The sequence below is a fragment of the Massilimicrobiota sp. mt181 genome (genome assembly GCF_055420065.1).
Window position 1 is genome coordinate 62515 of the sequence record NZ_JBVAYN010000013.1, and the last position, 17270, is coordinate 79784.

The following is a 17270-nucleotide window of genomic DNA, read 5'->3' on the forward strand; positions in this document are numbered from 1 at the left end:
GCGTATATATAAAGTAGGAGGGATGTTATGAACGAAATATTTGAAAAAATGATTTATCGAGCTTTGAATCAGAATGCAACGGATATTCATATGTTATTAAAAGAAACTCTTCAAGTACAGTTTCGTATTTTTGGAGAATTAAAGAAGTATCAGGAAATAGATAATGAAAATGGATATAAACTTATGAATTTCATTAAGTATAAGTCATTAATTCATACGAATTATCGCTTATTACCTCAAACAGGTAATATAACGATAGAGATGAATAAGAAAAGATATTTTTTAAGAGTTTCATATCTTCCATCTTTAGAATTTGAAAGCATCGTTATTCGTATTTTAAATAATCATGATTTACGTTCTATTGAGGAATTAACATATCAAAAAGAAATTCAAGATTTTCTGTATTGGTTATCTCAGCAAAACAATGGTCTGTTCTTAATTAGTGGGGCTACAGGTTCAGGTAAATCAACAACTCTTTATACACTATTAAAACAGATTATTCATGACTCACGTAAAAATATTATTACGATTGAAGATCCTATTGAAATTCATTTGGATCAATGTTTACAAATAGAGCTCAATGAAAAAATAGGTATTACTTATCATGATACATTGAGACAAATATTAAGACATGATCCTGATGTCATTATGATAGGAGAAATTAGAGACGAAAAGACTGCTAAAATCGCTTTAACTTGTGCTTTGACTGGACATCTTGTTTTAACAACAATTCATGCTAGTAATGCTCCTCTTTCATTGAAAAGATTTATGAATTTAGGAATACATGAAGTAGACATTCTAGATGTTGTTGTTGGTGTTATTTCTCAAAGAATGAAATATGACAAAAAGAATAAACGTGCATTTGTTATTTCAGAACTTATGAATAAAAGAAATATTGAAAATTATCTTTTGCATCAAGATAGTCAATATCTTTCTTTCCAACAAGCTGCAAAACAATTTATAGCGATGGGCTTTTCTGAAGATCTCTTTGATAAGGAACTTGTTTATGAATAAAGATTATCTTTTGTTAAAGAATATATATAGTTTAATGGAAGCTGGTTATAGTATTGAAGAAACATTAAGATTATGTCAAGAAATGTTACATCATCCTAAAATCAATGATATGTTAAAGAAATTAAATGATGGTGAATCTATAGAAAATATTTTATTAAATTCATCTCTACCAAAACTTTTTTGTGAATATTTTTGTTTCTTTCAAAATAAGAATTGTTTGTCTGAAGCAATTAAGAAAAGTCTAGACATATGTATTGTGAAAGCAGATTATCAAAATAAGATCAAATCAAAATTAACTTATCCTGCTATTCTGATGACATTTTTATTTTTCTTTTCTCTATTTGTTATTTTTATGTTACTTCCTAATGTAAATCAGTTATTCAATTCTTTTCAGATTGAAAAATCATTATTTATACATATTTTATTTGCATTCTTCTATCTGTTTCCTTGTTTCATTATTGGAATCGTTTGTATAAGTATTTATTTGTGTTTAAAGCTCATCTATGCCTTACATCACAAATCCTATAGAGTTATTGAGAAATATTTAAATTGGCCTATATTTAGATCAATTATTCAAAAATATTTTTCTTTGAAATTTGCTATTTATTTTCATGAGCTTTTGAGTGAAGAATTAGATACCACAAGTATTATCTCAATATTGAATGAACAGATGAACGACAGTGATTTAAAAATTGTTTTATATGAAATGAATAATCGCTTATATGGTGGAGAAGAATTGGAAGAGATTCTCAAAGATTTTGAATATTTTGATCAGTTATTTTTATCATTTTTCCAAATGTTTATGAAGAACCCTCAACAAAATCAATCATTATCATATTATATTCAAATAACTTTTGAATATATGGATTATTGGATTAATCGTTTTTTGAAATTTCTTGTCCCAACAGTTTATTGTTTTGTAGCTATTTTTGTGATTACAATTTATATAGCCATTATTATCCCAATGATGAATTCAGTATCAAATATATAGAAAGGAAAGAAAAATATGATGAATAAAAAAGGCTTTACTTTAATAGAAATGATTTTTTGCATTTCTTTCAATATAAAAAAGTATTGATAAAATCAACACTTTTTGAATTAAAATACGAAATTTTATTAAAATTGTCATCAAATTGTTAAAATTATACCATATTTACATCATTTTTCATCCATATTATCAATCAATAAAGGTTTGATATGCTGATAATATTTCTTGAGCAATTGACGTTTCTTTTCATCACTTAAATGAGTGTATACACTCTGTGTGACATCAGACCCAACTACATGGCCAAGCAGTTCCTGGAGAAGCATTTGATCAGCGTGATTATCAATCGCATTGACAGTAGTGAAATAATGTCTCAATTGATGAAACGATAATGACTTTCCATATTTACTGTTGAATTTTTTCATATAGTCCTGCATGGCACGAGGATCTAATCTATCACCATCTTCACGAGTCAAAAGAGAAGAGGGAAGTTTACCAAAATGATCAATGGTTTCTTCTTTCCATTTATGTATCCTTTCAAGCATTATATCATCAAACGGATAGTTGCGTCGAGAATATTCATTCTTCATTTCAGTATTCATCTGCTTGGCCATGTAGTCATAGCTCTGTACGAATTCAAACTTCTTTTCTTTAAGGTTGATATGATCCCAGTCTAAAGCATATATTTCACCAATTCTTGCACCAGTTACTAAACCAATATCAAATGCAAGAAGATGGCCATGAATCTCATAGGGTGTTGTTCTGTACCTCTTATCATTGCCATATTTCTCAGTTAGGCTGTTGAGATATTCCTTGAATAATGTCAAATCTTCCTCTACAGGCATTTTTGTTTTCTTTAACGTTTTCTTACGACCGCGAGGAAAAATAAGCAATTCGCATGGATTCTCGCTTATGTATCCATGTCTTCGCGCTGTGATGAAGATTTTCTTGAGAAGGGAACAGTTATGATCATAGGTGCTGCTATATGTGTTCTTGTTCCAGTCATTAACAAGATTTTGAAGCTCTGCCACTTTTACTGTCTTGATAAACCTGCTACCAATTGTTGGAGCAATATGATTCTTATATCTATGCTTTGCATCACGTTTTGCTGCAGCTGACTGATGATCATAATCTTCTAGCATGATATTGTAGACATCATCAACGGACATATTATCATCTTCCTTTGATGGAACGATGCCTTTCTGGGCGAAAATCTTATATTCCTTTAAGCCTGCATCAAAACATTCCTGATAATCAATATAGCCACTCTTAGATGTCATGTGTCTTCCCTGGGCATCATAATAATAGAAGTACCAGGTGTATGTAATGCCATGCTTCTTTGATTTTCTTTTTAATACTTTTAGTGGATAATCAGTTCTGGGCATAAGATAATCACCTCGATTCATTGATTTTAAGTAAAAAAAAGTTATAATTTTATTAGGAGGATAAAAGATATATGGAATTAATGATTGTTTTTTTAGTTCAAATATTTTTGATTTTTATAGTTATTTGGTTAATGGTAAAATATATTAATAAAATTAAAAGAATGGAGAATTACATAGAGACTTTAGAAAAAGAAATAAAATCACATAAAGCCGATGTCTATATAATAAAAAATAAAGGTGATGCAAAATATTTCCTTGAAGAAATTTTTAAAAGTTAATCTTTCATATCTTGGACTATTTCGATGGTTCCAATATTCAAATTATCGTCCACTTTTACTGATGTTTCTATTGTTTTCGTTACTTGATCATTATCAACGGAATAAGATTTCTTTTGTTTATAACAATACCTCTTATCTTTGAACAGATCATAATATTCAACCGTGAATTGAATTGTGAAAATCATTGGAAAAGATAATTCTTTTGGAACAATATAGGTAATGAAAAATTGTTTGTATTCTTCTTTTGTTATTAAAGATAAATTATCTTTGACAATTTGATGTGCTGATATATCTATTGAAGTATTGTCCATTGCTATCATTTTCGTTTCAAAGTTGAGATTTATATCCTGAGCTTCTCCACGACCATAATTATGTAAGGAAAAAGCAAATGTAAGAAAAGGAGCATTAAATTTTGACTCTTTTTCGTCTTGTTCTATTCTAAGTATAGGTAGATATTCTATTTTTTTATCTTCTTTTCTTTGTTCGTTATTATCCTCAATTGTCCACCACACACCATAAAGCGTAAGGAATCCACCTAGAATAGATCCTCCATATCCAACTATTGTCAAACCAGTCTCAGATGGAATGATACCAATAGGAGAGGGGAACAGTATAATAAATGGAAATATGATTGCTATTACCAGAAAAAGTAGTAGCATTTTTTTATTTTCTTTGAAGAATTTAGTCATCTTAGTTATCTCCATTTTTTTTGCTATTAATTATTTTTGTTGCCTTACAATCATCATGTAATATTGAAACGGTATAGTCTGTACATTGCCCAGAAATCAAATAATATCTTATAATATAATGCATTCTGTATTGATATACGCGAAGAATATCTGTGTATTCAAATATAATATCAAACATTGGACCGCCATTTGAGAAATTTATGCTTTCTTCTTCTAATGTAAATTTTAAATTATGATGTATTAAATCAGGATATATACATACTTCAGCTTCATTCTTTATATCAATTTCTTTATTGTTGTGTATAATTTTTATAGTTGTATCGTTGCTTTCTCCATTACCTATATTTTTATATAATAAATAAAAAGAAAATGAATGGTCTTTTTTTGTAACCACGTCTTCAATTTTTACATCATTTTTTACACAAACGTATGGTAATAGAGTTATATATGGTTTGTATTGAATTGCAATTTCATTTTTCCTTGATTTATTTTCGCATTTAATTGTCCACCACACACCACACAATGTTAGTGATCCGCCTATAACTGCACCATAGTAAGTAATCCATGTATCATAATTATGACAGTCTATAAAAACCATAGACCACTTTCCAGTAGCAATAAAATGAAATATTGGGGCACCAATGAAAATTAGACAAAGTGTAAATACAATAATGAACAAAAGAGATTTATATTCTTTCCATATTTTTAAAATTCTTTTTTTCATCTAATCCCTCCCAAATCAACAAAACACCTGGCTCTAAGTCCAGGTGTTATTTTTTTTGCCTGAAACTGAATATATAAATGTTTAATCATTTGTTTTATTTACAAATTTATATAAAGTTCTTATTTTTCTATCTGATTTGAAGAGAGCATATCTTTAGCAGTATTTTTACAAGACCATCCGAAAAAGAAAGATAATAATCCTATTATACAAAATACAAATCCACCAAATAAAAATGTTGGTATTCCTATCAGAAAAGCAAATACAGCTAATAAATATAATAAATTACCACATATTTTATAGGCTTTTAGGGAATGTTTTTGATTGACTGTAGAATTAATTGGTTTATCTTTTTTATTTTCATTATTTATAGATATATTATGATAATTTATTGCTGAATCTAGTAATTTTTGTGCATCTATAAGGGTTAAACTTGTATTATTTCTAAGATCTAAAATTGTTTTTTTTCTTATCGCCATGATTAGAGTTTAATATTTTTAAAACTTCTTCATACAAATCGCTTTTATCACTTATAGTATTTTTGGTTTTATTAATATTTTTAGGCACTTTCTTTTTGCTACTACTTTCCTTAACATAACTGATTCCAGTACCAGGAATAGATGTAGTTATTCTATCTCTTCCTGTGGCAGTTTTTGTGTATCTCAAACCTTTAGTACCAACGCTATACCCAACACCGCTTTTGCTAAAATTAATACGTGCAGGTCCAATTTTTATGCTTTTTCTATATCTTAAGCCCATAATTAAATCCTCCAATTCATTTTTATAAGTTATTTAAAGAATACCAGATATCAAGAGGTATTCCTTTTTCCTTTATTATGCAATCCATATTATCTATAAATTCAAGCTCTCTATAATCAATATCAGAAAGCAGAAAACAGCATGCGAAAGTATTTGCTTCACGTTCAAGTCTATTTGCATAAAGGCCTTCAAGAAAATAAAAACTGACATTTTCATCATGATGGAGAATATAATGGCCAAGCTCATGAGCAAGAAGAAACTGCTCATATCTGTAGTCAAGATTTCTTCTAATGAATATCGAGAAATGATCTTCATAGTTCTTCATGAGACATGATTGAGTTTTTACATTCTTGAAATCCTTATGATTGATTTCGATTCCAAGACTTTCAAGAACAACATAAATATTATCTGATCCAGCTTCCTGGATGACTTCTTTAGCAGCTGATAAGATTTTATTCATTTCAAAGCACTCCTTCTTAAAATATTATTTTTTGTGCTTCTTTGCCATTATCCTCAACATATCTGCAACATCTTCAGCCATGTCCATTATTTCCTGATCACTCATTTTATCCAGATCGTACCCTCCAAAATTAGCTACCATTGGTTGCTTGATTATAAATTCAATTGCTTCCTGTGGAGTAGAGAAGGTAGTAGGGATATTTTTATCTTCTGTATATCCACTTATTTTTAATAATTCTTCAAGAGTCATACCCATTGAATGACTCAATTGTTTTAATGTTTCGATTGTTGGAGATACAGGTTTACCTGTTCTAGGATCACATCCATTTTCAAGTTTACTTAAATATGTATGACTAATATTTAAATAATCAGCAAAATCTCGAAGACTCATTCCTTCTTTTTTTCTTTTTTCTTTTAAATAGTTACCAAGTTTGTTCTCCATGTATAACACCTCCTAATTAAAATGTAATACATAGTATACATTAAATCAAATAAAATCGACTATTTTAATGTAAATTATAGTTGACATCATATGTAAACCATAGTATACTTAAGTTGTGGAAACAATGGTTTACAAAAGAATGGAGGTATTATGAAAAATAGAATAAAGGAACTAAGAATAAAGATGAACATGAGTCAAGTTGAACTATCTGAAAAATCCGGAATAACAAGACCATATATTTCAAAGCTTGAAAATAATGAGGTTGATGTTATTAAAAGTGACACAATGATTGCTATATCAAAAGCTTTAAAAAAACCAATCCACTATATTTTTTTTGATGGTAAGTAAACCATAGTGTACACATTTGAAGCACATTTCTATCATAGCATTTATTTTTATTTCATGTTTTTAAGAAAATCGTTTTAGCACCTAAAAAAAGGAGTTAAAACAAAATATTTAAATTAAATGTTGTTCATTCCTCTAAAGCAGGCAATCTCAGAAAAACTACAATGCAGCTATAATAATATGCTATTTCTCATGATTCTCCTGAAATCTTTAAAAATACTTTTAAGTCAGACATGTTAGACATATCCCCATGAGGTTGTCTGCTTCGGGGGAGTGAACGGAAAGGAAGGTAAGTATGAAAAATGTATTAATTGATATCGATGGAGACTATGAAGTAGTTGAAGAAATGACCAATCAACTAAACAAATTATTCAAGGGTACATCGTTTGAAGCTGAACATATCAGTACTGATTTTAATACTATTGACGGAAAGCAGATTCAGTTGAATGCAATAAATATTTTTGATCATCTATCAAAATATTACTTTACTTTTGGAACAGCTGAGTATTTTCCATATCAGGGTGGTTACGTCATTGTAAAAGCAAGAAGTAGATATGAGGCTGCGAAAAAATTCAGAAAGAATTTTCCAGATTATCAACCAGGATTTTTGAACTGTTCATTTGTCTACGATGAAGTAGAATGGGACGAAGTTGATATGAAGAATTCAATCTGTCATAAAGTCATTATCTAGGAGGTGATGTAGATGCAGGTCAATGTTTCAGAAAAGCTTGAAAGAATTCATGTGATTCTTGAAAAGGGTGTCGACTTTGATGAGGATGATCTTGAAAGAAAGTATCAGACAGAACTTGGCCATCGTAGATTTACCAAGAAATTCATCGAAGAGTTTCCAAAGACAGTTGGGTATGATGAAATCACAAAGATCGGAATGTGCTCTGAAGATCATATCTTCGTCAATGCAACTTTAATCAGATATTTGTAAGAAGGGTAGGTGAATGAAATGCAAAGACCGACTATCAACCAGATACTTGCAGAAAGACTAGAAGAGATGAACAATACAATCGCTATGCAGGATCCGTTGAGATACTTCACAGCTGAAGAAGTAGCACACTATTTTCTAAATACTGGCAACAGAAGACTTGTGGACTATGCAAGAGAGTTTGGCCTTATCAAGGCAACTAGAATAGGTCAGTCGTTTCTATACAATCGTAAGGCAATAGAAGATTTCCTGAAGATCGCTGATGGCTGTGAGATGAGAAATCGTGATGATATGAGAAAGATTGCCGAAAAAGCAAAAGGACCATGTGCAGCGAACACATGATCCAGCGAATTGATTAATTAAAAGTGAAAAATTAATCGTCTTAATTATAGACGATTGGAGAGGAGAATTCAAGATGAGAAGAGGGATCTATAAAAGTGATGTTGTTTTTGCTCTAATGCTCATTGCAGCTTTGATTGCCGTAGTAAGTGGATACTATAACGGAAATCTATCTGTTGTATTTGGAACAATAACATTTGCATTGGCCATGGTGTTAGGAAGATTGGAAAGATGAAAAAGACAAACAAAAGAAGCTTTCAAAGGCCAGATCTTATTGTCCCGTACGTTAAAGTGCCATTTAGATATAGAGCTTTACCATATCTTATTTTTGGCGGAATTATAGCAATCACAATCATAACCATAGTTGTGATCAGCATGAAAGGAGCAAGATAGATGGAAGATAGATTCAAAAAAGGACAGCTTGTAGCTTACTGTCCAACAGATGCAAGAGGAAAAATCTATAAAGTTGAAATTGGTGTTTTCAGCAAGTATACAAAGGACAAAAAAGGTGCTTTTATCTGGTATCACATGGGTGGAACATGTGCATGTACACCATTGCAACATTTATATCCAGTAGAAAATGACAACTATATTGTCATTGGACATACATTCAATAGCTTAGACAAGGAGGAAAATGAAAATGGGAATGAAAACACTTAGTGGTAAAAAAGCGACAAGAACGCTTGAAAGCATGGAAAAAACAGAATTGATTAATTTTACTTTCTTCATAACTGAAAATGGGTACGCTGCTCAAATTCAGGTTGAAGATGAATTTTCAATGATTCTCAGTCACTTGGAGAACCGCAATGAAATAAAGGAAAAGCTAAGAATAAGCAGTGAGTTCTTTACAAAACAGCTTGAGGACATTGTTGACAAATTTGTCAAGCAAGCAACAGATGAAATGGAAAGAGAAATCGAAAACAGAAAGAAGTCTGTTTCGTAGATTTCATAAAAAAGAGGAGGAACTGTAATGAAACTAATTAACATGAAATTAGAAAATTTCAAGGGAATCAGACATCTTGAAATTCCTTTCAATGGACTCAACAGAGTCTTTAGAGGAACGAATGGTGCTGGTAAATCAACCATTGCTGATGCACAGAGCTGGCTTCTTACTGGAAAAAAGTCTGATGCAAATGAAAATCTAGATCCAAAGACTATTGGACCAGAAGGGTATATACATAATCTTGAACATTCAGTGGAATGCAAATACGAGCTTGATGATAGATCGTTAATTACATTAAAGAAAGTATTCAAAGAAAAATATACGAAGAAAAGAGGATCAACAACATCGGAATTTAGTGGGCATGTCGTTGAATACTACATGGATGATGTGCCCGTCAAACAAAAACAATTCGATGAATACTTGGCCAATATTTTCAAAAGTGCAGAAAACATTCTTATGCTTTCAAACATTAATTATTTTGCAAACATGGACTGGAAAAAGAGAAGAAAGATCTTGCTGGAAATGTGCGGTGATTACAGTGATGACTATATCATTGCCAACAATCCAGAACTCATTGAATTGAAAGGCGTTCTTTTGAAAGATGGAACGAACGATCAATATTACACTGTAGATGAATTCATGAAGATGACAAAGGAAAGAATGAAGAAAACAAATAGTGACATTCAAATGATTCCTGCACGCATAGATGAAGCCAGTCGTGCAATACCTGATGTTTCTTCACTGGATAAGGATTCAATTCAAAACCAAATTGATGGTATTGAGGCTAAAATCAATGAATTAAACATTGAAAAATTATCATTGTCTTCTTCTGATCAGGAAAGAATGAAGCAGGAACGCATTCATGAAATTCAGATGGAAATCAAGGATGCACGTATTGCTTTTGCTGATGAACAGTCCAAGAAATCAAGAAAGTCACAGGAAAATATTAATCTTCTTTCTTCAAAGATAAATGATCTTCAGATTAGACTCAGTGGTATAGATTCAAGAAAGAGAAATGCAGAGAACGATATAAATTATATGATTAATCAGCGCAATAAACTTCTTGAAGAGTATAAAGAAGTCCAAATGAAAGAGTGGGATACTTCTAAAGAGGTTTGCCCAACGTGCGGTCGAGAACTTCCTGCTGAGCAAATAGATGAGCTAAAATCAAAGTTCAATTTAGATAAGCATAATAAATTAACTGAAATCAATAAAAGAGGACAATCTGTTTCTAAGGGAGCCATTGAAGAACAGAAGGCAGCCATTGCTAAATTAGACAAAGAAAAGGAAATTACTGGATCTGAAATCATTCTATATAAAAAGCAATTGTCTAAACTTGAAGAATCAAAACCTAAGGCTGAATTGTTTGAAAACACTGAAATGTATCATGTTCTTAATCAGAAGCTCCAGGAAGCACAGAACATGATTGTTGATGATTTGAACATTGCAAGAAAACAGGAATTAGAAGATGATATTTCAAATCTTAATGAAGAAAAGAAACTTCGTGAAAAGGAGCTAAGCTTATTTTCAACTGTTGATTATCAGAATAAGCGTATTGATGAACTTAAGAAAACACAAAAAATTCTTTCTGAAAATTACGAAAAGATGGAATTTGAAATTCATTTATGCGAAGAGTTCATAAAGACAAAGGTCAACATGATTACTGAAAACATCAACCAGTATTTCAAGAATGTTAGATTCAAGCTATTTGAAACACAGATTAATGGCGGTCTTAAGGAATGCTGTGATGTCATGGTACCTGCAAAAAGTGGTGCTTATGTTCCATTTAATAATGGTTCAAACAGAGGTGCCAACATGAATGCTGGGATTGAGATGATTTCTGTATTAAGCAGATATATTGGAGCAGAGCTTCCTGTATTTGTAGATAATGCGGAATCAGTTGTGGATTTAAATAGCTATGACAACATGCAGATTATCAAGCTTGTGGTTGATGGAAATTATAAGACTTTAACAATGACAGAATAGGGAGGAACAATTTATGGAAAACAAGAAGAACGCAATTGTAAAAAGCAATAGCGAGGTATTTACCAATACAGTCATGAGAGCATTTGCTACAGGTGGGATGGAAATCGATCCTACTCAAAAGCAAAAGGAGCTTGTACAAGGTTATTTTATTGTAATAGATAAAATGCTTGCTGATACAGAGGAAAAAAGAATTCAAAAAAATAAGAATAACAAGGATCATGCATATGATAACAATCTTCCATATACATGGGACAATGTCAACCTAAAGCAACTTGCTTTGGATGTCATGCATTATTCAAAGATGGGCTTGGATATTCAACAAAAGAATATGATTCATGCTATTCCATTCAAGAACAATAGAACTGGCAAATATGACATCAATTTAATGGAAGGATATAACGGTATCAAATTCAAGGCAGAAAAATATGCTCTTGACAAGCCTAAGAATATTGTGATCGAACTTGTATATTCTTCAGATACATTCAGATTGATCAAAAAGGATTCACTTCACCATGTTGAAGGTTATGAATTCCAGATTAATAATCCTTTTGAGAGAGGAGAGTTCTTAGGTGGATTTGGTTACTATGAATTTGATGATCCATCTAAAAATAAAGTGGTATTCATGACTAAGAAAGATATTGAAAAACGCAAACCTGATAAAGCGGCAGCTGAATTCTGGGGTGGTACTAAAACTGAATATGTAAATGGTCAAAGACAGCAGGTGGAAACAGATGGATGGTATGAGGAAATGTGCCTCAAGACACTGAAAAGATTTGTCTACTCAGAAGCCAATCTTCCTCTCGATCCGATGAAAATTGATGATCATTATCTTTACATAAAAGAACGTGAAATGCAGATGGAAAAGCAAAGCGTTGATCAGGAAATCAAAGATAATGCTAACAAGGAAGTATTTGAAGCTGATTTCACAGAAAAGAAGGAACCAGAAGCAATCGAAGAAGCTTCATCTTCTCCAACAGTTAATATCAATACTGGAGAGATCATTCAAGGTAAGATGGCCGAGAATTCTCTTAAAGCTGAAGAAAAGGTAATGGGAGGACCAGATTTCTGATGAACATCAAATGCGTTGGTTCGGGTTCTAAAGGCAATGCCTATCTTGTAACTGATGGATTTACCACACTTCTTATTGAGTGTGGACTTCCATTCAGAAAGATACAGGAGGCTTGCAAATTCAAGACATCACAGATTGCTGCATGTCTGATTACACATGAGCACAAGGATCATTGCCTTTGTATTAAGGAAATCCTGAAGCGTGGAATTGAAACAATTGCAACATGTGGTACATGGCAGGCTCTTGATATAGATCCGTTTCATACACCATATACTTCAATGGTCATTCCATATAAGACAATAAGAAAACGTGGAACATTTGAAATCATGGCGTTCGATACGCAGCATGATGCAGCTCAGCCATGTGGTTATCTAATCTATAGCATCGAAACAGGAGAAAAGCTTCTTTATCTTACCGATTCATATTACTGCAAGTATAGATTTGAAGGTCTAACCGATATCATGATTGAATGCAATTATGATGATCAGACGTTGTTCAATAGCGATGATGTTGCTTCATTGAAAAAGCGTGTTCTTCGTTCTCATCTATCTTTAGATAATTGCATTGAATTCCTGAAATCAAACGATATTAAGGGAGTTGACTGCATTCATCTCATTCATTTGAGTGACAGAAACAGTGATGAAGAAAGAATGAAATCAAAGGTGGCCGAAGCTACTGGCAAAAGGGTGGTGGTGTTCTGATGAAATATAAATTTGTGAAGGAATATGAACATTTTAATCTTTGGATCAATACAAGAAACGGATGTCATGAGTGCTTCTGGAAAGAGATTGATCCAAACAAGAAGCCTATAAAGAAAGAGAGTGAAAATGATGGATAAAATATACAATAACCAATTAACTGGAAAACTCATTGGCTGTGGAAAACACATAGGTTTTAAATACTACATAGTAACCTTTGGCACTCATCCATGTGCATATATTTCAATACGTCCAGGAAATGATTTACACGGAGTTGACTATACATATATCAACGGAATCGCATGTCATGGGGGACTAACTTATTCCGATAACTTTGTCCAGATTAAAGATATGAAATTGGTAGGTGGATGGTTCATTGGATGGGATTATGCTCATGCAGGCGATTTTGTCAACTGTACTCCTTTTTCCGAAGAAATTGGTGGAAAGAAATGGACAATAGATGAAATAAAAATGGAATGCATTAGTGTTATCAATCAGATTATTAGAAGAGATTATGAGATATGGAAGGATTAGAAAGAAGAATATATTCCCCTTGGGCTTTTACGGAAAATGAGTTTGAAAAAGGACGTATGAATCATGATATTTATAACGAGCTAAAGTCAAAATATATAATTTTTAGAAGTGATATTAAAATAATTGATGGTGTTGATATTTGTTTTGATGACTATGACATTGTCATTAGAAGAAAGCCTGGATATCATCATTCTGTGTATTATGTATATAAAAACGCACCTAAATTAAGTGTGGCTGAATTAGCACTGATATGCGATGGTGGTAATCTATGCTTTGGACATAGACTTGAAAGTAATCAAGATGGCCTCATGATAATACGCGTTTCAGAGGATTAATCACTTTTAATTCTTTCGTCATCCTTCTCATATCACTTTCCATTCAATTATATCACGTCATTTTATAAATCAACCAGAAAGGAGTCAGCGTAATGAACAGATACGATAAGGGCTACATATCACTGTATCGAAAATTCAAGAATTGGCGTTTCTACAAGAACGACTCTATCAAGGCTGTATTCATTCACTGCCTTCTTTCGGCATACTGGAAGGATGAAGTCATAACCGAATATCGAGGGAAGAAGCTAGATCCTCCCATAAAGGTTCCAAGAGGGAGTTTTGTGACATCTTATAGAAAATTGGCGGAAGAACTAGGCAAATCTGTTGGCCAAATTCAAAGGAATCTAGATATATTAAGTGGCAAAAATAAGCGATACACTGATTCGATACATAATTCGATACACGAATTAGAAATAAAATCGATACAGTCTTATACTATCATAAAAGTGTGTAAATATGAGGCTTTTCAAGTGTTTGAACAACAAGAGCGATACACTGAAATTAATAAAAATGATACACAAAACGATACGGATAATCGATATCAATTAAATAATATAAATATAAATAAAGATAAAAAAGATATAAAAGATATAAAAGATAGAAGCACTGGCGTGCATTCAAATTTCAATTCTTTAACATTTAAATTATTAAAAAATGGATTCATCAATGATGATGATATTCCTGAAGTCTTTGATGAGATGATAAATGAATTTCTTGAGGAATATTCATTCAATCATGTTGCTGTAGTTCTTAATTATGTTCTTCGCAAGACAAAGAACAAACAGATCAATCATAAATATACATATCTCAAGAAATCTCTTACGGACAATCTAGCCAAGATGCAGAAAATGATTGACCAGGAAAGTGCATCTGAAGAAAGTCAGCCACCAATCAAAATAAACAATGAAGAATTAAATGATCTTCTGGATCAGCTAAGGGAGGGAAAACTATAATGGCACATATATCGCTTGCAAAAATGAACTTATATGATGATCTTAATGAGAATATAGAAAAATGTAAAACGGACATCACAAGGCACAATGAGATGCTTGATGCACAGTTAGAATTTATTCGCAAACTGCATTCAAATGACAAAATGTTTACATCAATCATAGCAGATATTATAAACGTTCAGAGAAAGCACATGAGAGAAATTAAGTTATTGAAAGGTTTTCTTCTCTTAAATTTCATAATTCTAGCAGCTGTCTTTGGAGTCCTGATGCTTATTATGTTGGAGGTGTTATAGATGAGTGGATACTTCAACTATCGCGGCCAGAGACGCTATAGCAAGTACAGAAATGAAAAAGTCTATCTGGATGGCGTCAAGTTCGACAGCAACCGCGAATGCCAGCGCTACATTGAACTCAAAACAATGTTAAATGCCGGCCTCATAAAGGACCTGGAACTGCAGAAGAGGTTTGTCCTTCAAGATGGATATGTAATGCAGGGAAAGAAAATCAGACCAATTACATATGTTGCTGATTTTGTGTACTTTGATATCGAAAAGAATAAGACAGTTGTCGAGGATGTCAAAGGAATGCGTACAGATGTTTATAAAATGAAAAAGAAGATGTTCGAGTATAGATATCAGATACCAATCACTGAAATATAAAAACTAATAAAAAACAGAAATGGAGGAACTTAAATATGAAAGGATTAAAGGAAGCAGTCAAGATTACCGTCAGAAAAGCGAACAGAGAGCTTTACAATTTCTGTGATCTCGCGTTCAAGATTATGAAAGATGATCATACAGCCAAGATCATCAACATCAACAAGCAGCTTTATGTCGTTGGATATAATCATGCTATGAAGTTGTACATCAATCGTGAAAGCAAGTTCATGGATGAAGTGCTGTTCGAAAGTGCAGGATACTACCATCTTTCGAAGAATGCAGACAACACATATGAATTAACTCTGGACAAGGTCATTGTGTACGAGGCCATGCTAGGAAAGTATTCTAAATTCAATGAAGAACTTATCATCGAGAAGATTGATCATGTCATTCAGAATATGTCCAGTCCACAGACATGTCAGTTTACAAAGGTTAGCGATTTGAAGGTGGCAACCATTGCGACAACCTTAGGTCTATGGGTAAAGGACAACGATGTCAAGTATCTTAACGTCCTTTCGCCAGTGGAGGGATTCAAATATGAAAATATGCTTATCCTTGAACACTGCATTGAAACAGGACCAGCAGAGGTCACTCATACATACTTGGTCATGAATTTCGACAATACGCCTGTCGTTCCCGAAGTGAACTATGAAGAACAGATGCAGCTTGCTCTTGACGATCATCCAGAAGAGAATCTTCTAAGCGAAGAATACATCAATGAAGTTGATGGAGAAGTGGATCAGGATGATGAGGAATTTGTTGAATATCCTGATATCGATGACGATCAGGAGGAAACATTCGATGATCAGCACAATATTGATGATGCTGAAGACATTGCCGACATGATGAATCAGGCTGAATATGATGATTCGATTGATTCCATTTCGTTTGATGACGGACCTATAAGTGAGGAAATCGCACAGCCTTCAGTATTTAATGACAGTGTTGATCCATTCATGGATGGGCCAACATTTTAAGAATTGTTAATTTTTTGGGATGAAGTGAAAGTATGGCAAAAGCGAAAGAATACATAGTTTATGACAATAGAACTGATGATGTACTTGCAAGTGGAACTGCAAAGGAATGTACAAAAGCTCTAGGATATGCAAGCAAGGATGTGTTTTATAGCCAGATCTGCTCTCAACGTCACAGAGGGCAGAAAGGCTATCCTCAGCGTAACAAGCATATTGATATCTATATCATGAGTGATGAAGGGGTGGTTCTTGCATGAAATATTGGATGATTTCTATTGTGTTTGCAGCGTTGTCTGTAGTTAATGTCGCTTTAAACATCAAGTATGAGTACATGGATGATAGAGTATCTTCATCTATCATGTGGACATGCATTATTATTATGTGGATTAACTGGATTGCTTATTATGTGAATTAAAAGAGGATGGTGAAAATAAATGGGAATTTGGATTAGAAGTCAAGATAAAGATGATTTATTTTATGCTAAAATAGTAGAAATTTGCAAACGCAAAAATGATTATGCTGTTTTATTGAATGGCATTGAAAAAGGAAGATACTCAAGCAAAGAAAAAGTAATAAAAGTGATTGATATGATTAACGAGAAAATAGAAATGAACGAAGCAATTAAAATTATAGGAAATATTGGTTTGAATTATTTGGAATCAAATGGCATTCATTATAACTTTGTTTTCCAAATGCCACAAGATGATGAGGTAAAAGTATGAATGAAATCATTGAAAGATTAAGAAAGCTGAGTGAAAGTTTAAGA

The 17270-nt window shown here is 32.3% G+C and carries 31 protein-coding genes; 24 read left to right on the top strand and 7 right to left on the bottom strand.

The window, feature by feature from the left end; all coding sequences use genetic code 11:
• The first annotated feature begins 27 nt into the window (after positions 1-27).
• The 3 genes from ACZYT4_RS08730 to ACZYT4_RS08740 are packed head-to-tail and all read left to right on the top strand — an operon-like array spanning position 28 to position 2092.
• Positions 28-1014, top strand: a complete 987-nt coding sequence (locus ACZYT4_RS08730; protein WP_463784739.1) for an ATPase, T2SS/T4P/T4SS family — start codon at positions 28-30, stop codon at positions 1012-1014.
• Positions 1007-2005, top strand: coding sequence for a type II secretion system F family protein (locus tag ACZYT4_RS08735; protein ID WP_463784742.1), 999 nt, complete (start codon positions 1007-1009; stop codon positions 2003-2005). The genes ACZYT4_RS08730 and ACZYT4_RS08735 overlap by 8 nt, the downstream gene beginning before the upstream one ends.
• Before the next feature lie 15 nt (positions 2006-2020).
• On the top strand, positions 2021-2092 hold the full coding sequence (locus tag ACZYT4_RS08740; RefSeq protein WP_463784793.1) for a type II secretion system protein: 72 nt from the start codon (positions 2021-2023) through the stop codon (positions 2090-2092).
• A gap of 80 nt (positions 2093-2172) precedes the next feature.
• Here the strand turns inward: ACZYT4_RS08740 and ACZYT4_RS08745 are convergent, their stop codons facing one another.
• Complete coding sequence (locus ACZYT4_RS08745; protein WP_463784744.1) at positions 2173-3384, bottom strand: tyrosine-type recombinase/integrase; 1212 nt, start codon at positions 3382-3384, stop codon at positions 2173-2175.
• 71 nt (positions 3385-3455) lie between these two features.
• On the opposite strand from ACZYT4_RS08745, the gene ACZYT4_RS08750 reads away from it, so the two are divergent.
• Positions 3456-3662 carry a hypothetical protein gene (locus ACZYT4_RS08750; protein ID WP_463784747.1) on the top strand — a complete coding sequence of 69 codons (207 nt, stop codon included), beginning with the start codon at positions 3456-3458 and terminating at the stop codon, positions 3660-3662.
• On the opposite strand, the gene ACZYT4_RS08755 is transcribed toward ACZYT4_RS08750, so the two are convergent.
• From ACZYT4_RS08755 to ACZYT4_RS08780, 6 genes are all read right to left on the bottom strand, one after another.
• Positions 3659-4351 (bottom strand): hypothetical protein, encoded by a 693-nt coding sequence (locus ACZYT4_RS08755; protein ID WP_463784748.1) that lies wholly within the window; start codon positions 4349-4351, stop codon positions 3659-3661. The two genes, ACZYT4_RS08750 and ACZYT4_RS08755, sit on opposite strands and share 4 nt — an antisense overlap.
• A gap of 1 nt (position 4352) precedes the next feature.
• The gene (locus tag ACZYT4_RS08760) at positions 4353-5075 is read right to left on the bottom strand and encodes a hypothetical protein (protein ID WP_463784750.1); all 723 of its coding nucleotides are present in this window, start codon (positions 5073-5075) and stop codon (positions 4353-4355) included.
• 119 nt (positions 5076-5194) lie between these two features.
• Positions 5195-5551 carry a hypothetical protein gene (locus ACZYT4_RS08765; RefSeq protein WP_463784751.1) on the bottom strand — a complete coding sequence of 119 codons (357 nt, stop codon included), beginning with the start codon at positions 5549-5551 and terminating at the stop codon, positions 5195-5197.
• Entirely contained in the window at positions 5517-5831 is a 315-nt protein-coding gene (locus ACZYT4_RS08770) for a DUF4236 domain-containing protein (RefSeq protein ID WP_463784753.1), read from the bottom strand. Before ACZYT4_RS08770 ends, ACZYT4_RS08765 begins: the two co-directional genes overlap by 35 nt.
• A gap of 22 nt (positions 5832-5853) precedes the next feature.
• Positions 5854-6291, bottom strand: coding sequence for an ImmA/IrrE family metallo-endopeptidase (locus ACZYT4_RS08775; protein ID WP_463784755.1), 438 nt, complete (start codon positions 6289-6291; stop codon positions 5854-5856).
• Between the two features lie 24 nt (positions 6292-6315).
• Entirely contained in the window at positions 6316-6732 is a 417-nt protein-coding gene (locus tag ACZYT4_RS08780) for a helix-turn-helix domain-containing protein (RefSeq protein ID WP_463784757.1), read from the bottom strand.
• A gap of 150 nt (positions 6733-6882) precedes the next feature.
• Between ACZYT4_RS08780 and ACZYT4_RS08785 the strand changes: the two genes are divergently transcribed.
• The 20 genes from ACZYT4_RS08785 (at position 6883) to ACZYT4_RS08880 (ending at position 17226) form a co-directional block, all read left to right on the top strand.
• Positions 6883-7080 (top strand): helix-turn-helix transcriptional regulator, encoded by a 198-nt coding sequence (locus ACZYT4_RS08785; protein ID WP_463784759.1) that lies wholly within the window; start codon positions 6883-6885, stop codon positions 7078-7080.
• A gap of 292 nt (positions 7081-7372) precedes the next feature.
• A complete protein-coding gene (locus ACZYT4_RS08790; RefSeq protein WP_463784761.1) occupies positions 7373-7768 on the top strand; it encodes a hypothetical protein in 396 nt (131 codons plus the stop codon).
• Between the two features lie 12 nt (positions 7769-7780).
• A complete protein-coding gene (locus tag ACZYT4_RS08795) occupies positions 7781-8017 on the top strand; it encodes a hypothetical protein (RefSeq protein ID WP_463784763.1) in 237 nt (78 codons plus the stop codon).
• Positions 8018-8035: 18 nt separating this feature from the next.
• Positions 8036-8356, top strand: coding sequence for a hypothetical protein (locus tag ACZYT4_RS08800; RefSeq protein WP_463784765.1), 321 nt, complete (start codon positions 8036-8038; stop codon positions 8354-8356).
• Positions 8357-8429: 73 nt separating this feature from the next.
• The gene (locus ACZYT4_RS08805) at positions 8430-8588 is read left to right on the top strand and encodes a hypothetical protein (RefSeq protein WP_463784767.1); all 159 of its coding nucleotides are present in this window, start codon (positions 8430-8432) and stop codon (positions 8586-8588) included.
• 158 nt (positions 8589-8746) lie between these two features.
• Positions 8747-9013 (top strand): hypothetical protein, encoded by a 267-nt coding sequence (locus ACZYT4_RS08810; protein ID WP_463784769.1) that lies wholly within the window; start codon positions 8747-8749, stop codon positions 9011-9013.
• Positions 8994-9296, top strand: a complete 303-nt coding sequence (locus tag ACZYT4_RS08815) for a hypothetical protein (RefSeq protein ID WP_463784770.1) — start codon at positions 8994-8996, stop codon at positions 9294-9296. The genes ACZYT4_RS08810 and ACZYT4_RS08815 overlap by 20 nt, the downstream gene beginning before the upstream one ends.
• 27 nt (positions 9297-9323) lie before the next feature.
• Complete coding sequence (locus tag ACZYT4_RS08820) at positions 9324-11282, top strand: AAA family ATPase (protein WP_463784772.1); 1959 nt, start codon at positions 9324-9326, stop codon at positions 11280-11282.
• 13 nt (positions 11283-11295) lie between these two features.
• Entirely contained in the window at positions 11296-12351 is a 1056-nt protein-coding gene (locus ACZYT4_RS08825) for a recombinase RecT (RefSeq protein WP_463784774.1), read from the top strand.
• The gene (locus ACZYT4_RS08830) at positions 12351-13052 is read left to right on the top strand and encodes an MBL fold metallo-hydrolase (RefSeq protein ID WP_463784775.1); all 702 of its coding nucleotides are present in this window, start codon (positions 12351-12353) and stop codon (positions 13050-13052) included. Before ACZYT4_RS08825 ends, ACZYT4_RS08830 begins: the two co-directional genes overlap by 1 nt.
• The gene (locus ACZYT4_RS08835; protein WP_211964480.1) at positions 13052-13189 is read left to right on the top strand and encodes a hypothetical protein; all 138 of its coding nucleotides are present in this window, start codon (positions 13052-13054) and stop codon (positions 13187-13189) included. The genes ACZYT4_RS08830 and ACZYT4_RS08835 overlap by 1 nt, the downstream gene beginning before the upstream one ends.
• A complete protein-coding gene (locus tag ACZYT4_RS08840) occupies positions 13179-13583 on the top strand; it encodes a hypothetical protein (protein ID WP_463784777.1) in 405 nt (134 codons plus the stop codon). The genes ACZYT4_RS08835 and ACZYT4_RS08840 overlap by 11 nt, the downstream gene beginning before the upstream one ends.
• Positions 13571-13918: a hypothetical protein gene (locus tag ACZYT4_RS08845; RefSeq protein ID WP_317316450.1), complete on the top strand. Its 348-nt coding sequence runs from the start codon at positions 13571-13573 to the stop codon at positions 13916-13918. Before ACZYT4_RS08840 ends, ACZYT4_RS08845 begins: the two co-directional genes overlap by 13 nt.
• A 92-nt stretch (positions 13919-14010) precedes the next feature.
• Entirely contained in the window at positions 14011-14871 is an 861-nt protein-coding gene (locus tag ACZYT4_RS08850) for a hypothetical protein (RefSeq protein WP_463784779.1), read from the top strand.
• Positions 14871-15164, top strand: a complete 294-nt coding sequence (locus tag ACZYT4_RS08855) for a hypothetical protein (protein WP_463784781.1) — start codon at positions 14871-14873, stop codon at positions 15162-15164. The genes ACZYT4_RS08850 and ACZYT4_RS08855 overlap by 1 nt, the downstream gene beginning before the upstream one ends.
• Positions 15165-15530 carry a DUF1064 domain-containing protein gene (locus tag ACZYT4_RS08860; protein ID WP_211964496.1) on the top strand — a complete coding sequence of 122 codons (366 nt, stop codon included), beginning with the start codon at positions 15165-15167 and terminating at the stop codon, positions 15528-15530.
• A gap of 35 nt (positions 15531-15565) precedes the next feature.
• Positions 15566-16507 carry a hypothetical protein gene (locus ACZYT4_RS08865; protein WP_463784785.1) on the top strand — a complete coding sequence of 314 codons (942 nt, stop codon included), beginning with the start codon at positions 15566-15568 and terminating at the stop codon, positions 16505-16507.
• A gap of 32 nt (positions 16508-16539) precedes the next feature.
• Positions 16540-16761, top strand: coding sequence for a hypothetical protein (locus tag ACZYT4_RS08870; protein ID WP_317316463.1), 222 nt, complete (start codon positions 16540-16542; stop codon positions 16759-16761).
• A complete protein-coding gene (locus ACZYT4_RS08875) occupies positions 16758-16919 on the top strand; it encodes a hypothetical protein (protein WP_463784787.1) in 162 nt (53 codons plus the stop codon). Before ACZYT4_RS08870 ends, ACZYT4_RS08875 begins: the two co-directional genes overlap by 4 nt.
• A gap of 19 nt (positions 16920-16938) precedes the next feature.
• Positions 16939-17226, top strand: a complete 288-nt coding sequence (locus ACZYT4_RS08880) for a hypothetical protein (protein ID WP_463784790.1) — start codon at positions 16939-16941, stop codon at positions 17224-17226.
• Positions 17227-17270 lie beyond the last annotated feature (44 nt).

Bases quoted from the DNA above. Each gene is read 5' to 3' on its own strand.
- ACZYT4_RS08825 (WP_463784774.1), top strand. From the start codon at position 11,296: ATGGAAAACAAGAAGAACGCAATTGTAAAAAGCAATAGCGAGGTATTT.
- ACZYT4_RS08730 (WP_463784739.1), top strand. From the start codon at position 28: ATGAACGAAATATTTGAAAAAATGATTTATCGAGCTTTGAATCAGAAT.
- ACZYT4_RS08755 (WP_463784748.1), bottom strand. From the start codon at position 4,351: ATGACTAAATTCTTCAAAGAAAATAAAAAAATGCTACTACTTTTTCTG.
- ACZYT4_RS08880 (WP_463784790.1), top strand. From the start codon at position 16,939: ATGGGAATTTGGATTAGAAGTCAAGATAAAGATGATTTATTTTATGCT.
- ACZYT4_RS08870 (WP_317316463.1), top strand. From the start codon at position 16,540: ATGGCAAAAGCGAAAGAATACATAGTTTATGACAATAGAACTGATGAT.
- ACZYT4_RS08760 (WP_463784750.1), bottom strand. From the start codon at position 5,075: ATGAAAAAAAGAATTTTAAAAATATGGAAAGAATATAAATCTCTTTTG.
- ACZYT4_RS08820 (WP_463784772.1), top strand. From the start codon at position 9,324: ATGAAACTAATTAACATGAAATTAGAAAATTTCAAGGGAATCAGACAT.
- ACZYT4_RS08805 (WP_463784767.1), top strand. From the start codon at position 8,430: ATGAGAAGAGGGATCTATAAAAGTGATGTTGTTTTTGCTCTAATGCTC.
- ACZYT4_RS08830 (WP_463784775.1), top strand. From the start codon at position 12,351: ATGAACATCAAATGCGTTGGTTCGGGTTCTAAAGGCAATGCCTATCTT.
- ACZYT4_RS08835 (WP_211964480.1), top strand. From the start codon at position 13,052: ATGAAATATAAATTTGTGAAGGAATATGAACATTTTAATCTTTGGATC.
- ACZYT4_RS08785 (WP_463784759.1), top strand. From the start codon at position 6,883: ATGAAAAATAGAATAAAGGAACTAAGAATAAAGATGAACATGAGTCAA.
- ACZYT4_RS08765 (WP_463784751.1), bottom strand. From the start codon at position 5,551: ATGGCGATAAGAAAAAAAACAATTTTAGATCTTAGAAATAATACAAGT.
- ACZYT4_RS08790 (WP_463784761.1), top strand. From the start codon at position 7,373: ATGAAAAATGTATTAATTGATATCGATGGAGACTATGAAGTAGTTGAA.
- ACZYT4_RS08800 (WP_463784765.1), top strand. From the start codon at position 8,036: ATGCAAAGACCGACTATCAACCAGATACTTGCAGAAAGACTAGAAGAG.
- ACZYT4_RS08735 (WP_463784742.1), top strand. From the start codon at position 1,007: ATGAATAAAGATTATCTTTTGTTAAAGAATATATATAGTTTAATGGAA.
- ACZYT4_RS08770 (WP_463784753.1), bottom strand. From the start codon at position 5,831: ATGGGCTTAAGATATAGAAAAAGCATAAAAATTGGACCTGCACGTATT.
- ACZYT4_RS08810 (WP_463784769.1), top strand. From the start codon at position 8,747: ATGGAAGATAGATTCAAAAAAGGACAGCTTGTAGCTTACTGTCCAACA.
- ACZYT4_RS08865 (WP_463784785.1), top strand. From the start codon at position 15,566: ATGAAAGGATTAAAGGAAGCAGTCAAGATTACCGTCAGAAAAGCGAAC.
- ACZYT4_RS08780 (WP_463784757.1), bottom strand. From the start codon at position 6,732: ATGGAGAACAAACTTGGTAACTATTTAAAAGAAAAAAGAAAAAAAGAA.
- ACZYT4_RS08840 (WP_463784777.1), top strand. From the start codon at position 13,179: ATGATGGATAAAATATACAATAACCAATTAACTGGAAAACTCATTGGC.
- ACZYT4_RS08845 (WP_317316450.1), top strand. From the start codon at position 13,571: ATGGAAGGATTAGAAAGAAGAATATATTCCCCTTGGGCTTTTACGGAA.
- ACZYT4_RS08850 (WP_463784779.1), top strand. From the start codon at position 14,011: ATGAACAGATACGATAAGGGCTACATATCACTGTATCGAAAATTCAAG.
- ACZYT4_RS08775 (WP_463784755.1), bottom strand. From the start codon at position 6,291: ATGAATAAAATCTTATCAGCTGCTAAAGAAGTCATCCAGGAAGCTGGA.
- ACZYT4_RS08750 (WP_463784747.1), top strand. From the start codon at position 3,456: ATGGAATTAATGATTGTTTTTTTAGTTCAAATATTTTTGATTTTTATA.
- ACZYT4_RS08795 (WP_463784763.1), top strand. From the start codon at position 7,781: ATGCAGGTCAATGTTTCAGAAAAGCTTGAAAGAATTCATGTGATTCTT.
- ACZYT4_RS08860 (WP_211964496.1), top strand. From the start codon at position 15,165: ATGAGTGGATACTTCAACTATCGCGGCCAGAGACGCTATAGCAAGTAC.
- ACZYT4_RS08815 (WP_463784770.1), top strand. From the start codon at position 8,994: ATGGGAATGAAAACACTTAGTGGTAAAAAAGCGACAAGAACGCTTGAA.
- ACZYT4_RS08875 (WP_463784787.1), top strand. From the start codon at position 16,758: ATGAAATATTGGATGATTTCTATTGTGTTTGCAGCGTTGTCTGTAGTT.
- ACZYT4_RS08745 (WP_463784744.1), bottom strand. From the start codon at position 3,384: ATGCCCAGAACTGATTATCCACTAAAAGTATTAAAAAGAAAATCAAAG.
- ACZYT4_RS08855 (WP_463784781.1), top strand. From the start codon at position 14,871: ATGGCACATATATCGCTTGCAAAAATGAACTTATATGATGATCTTAAT.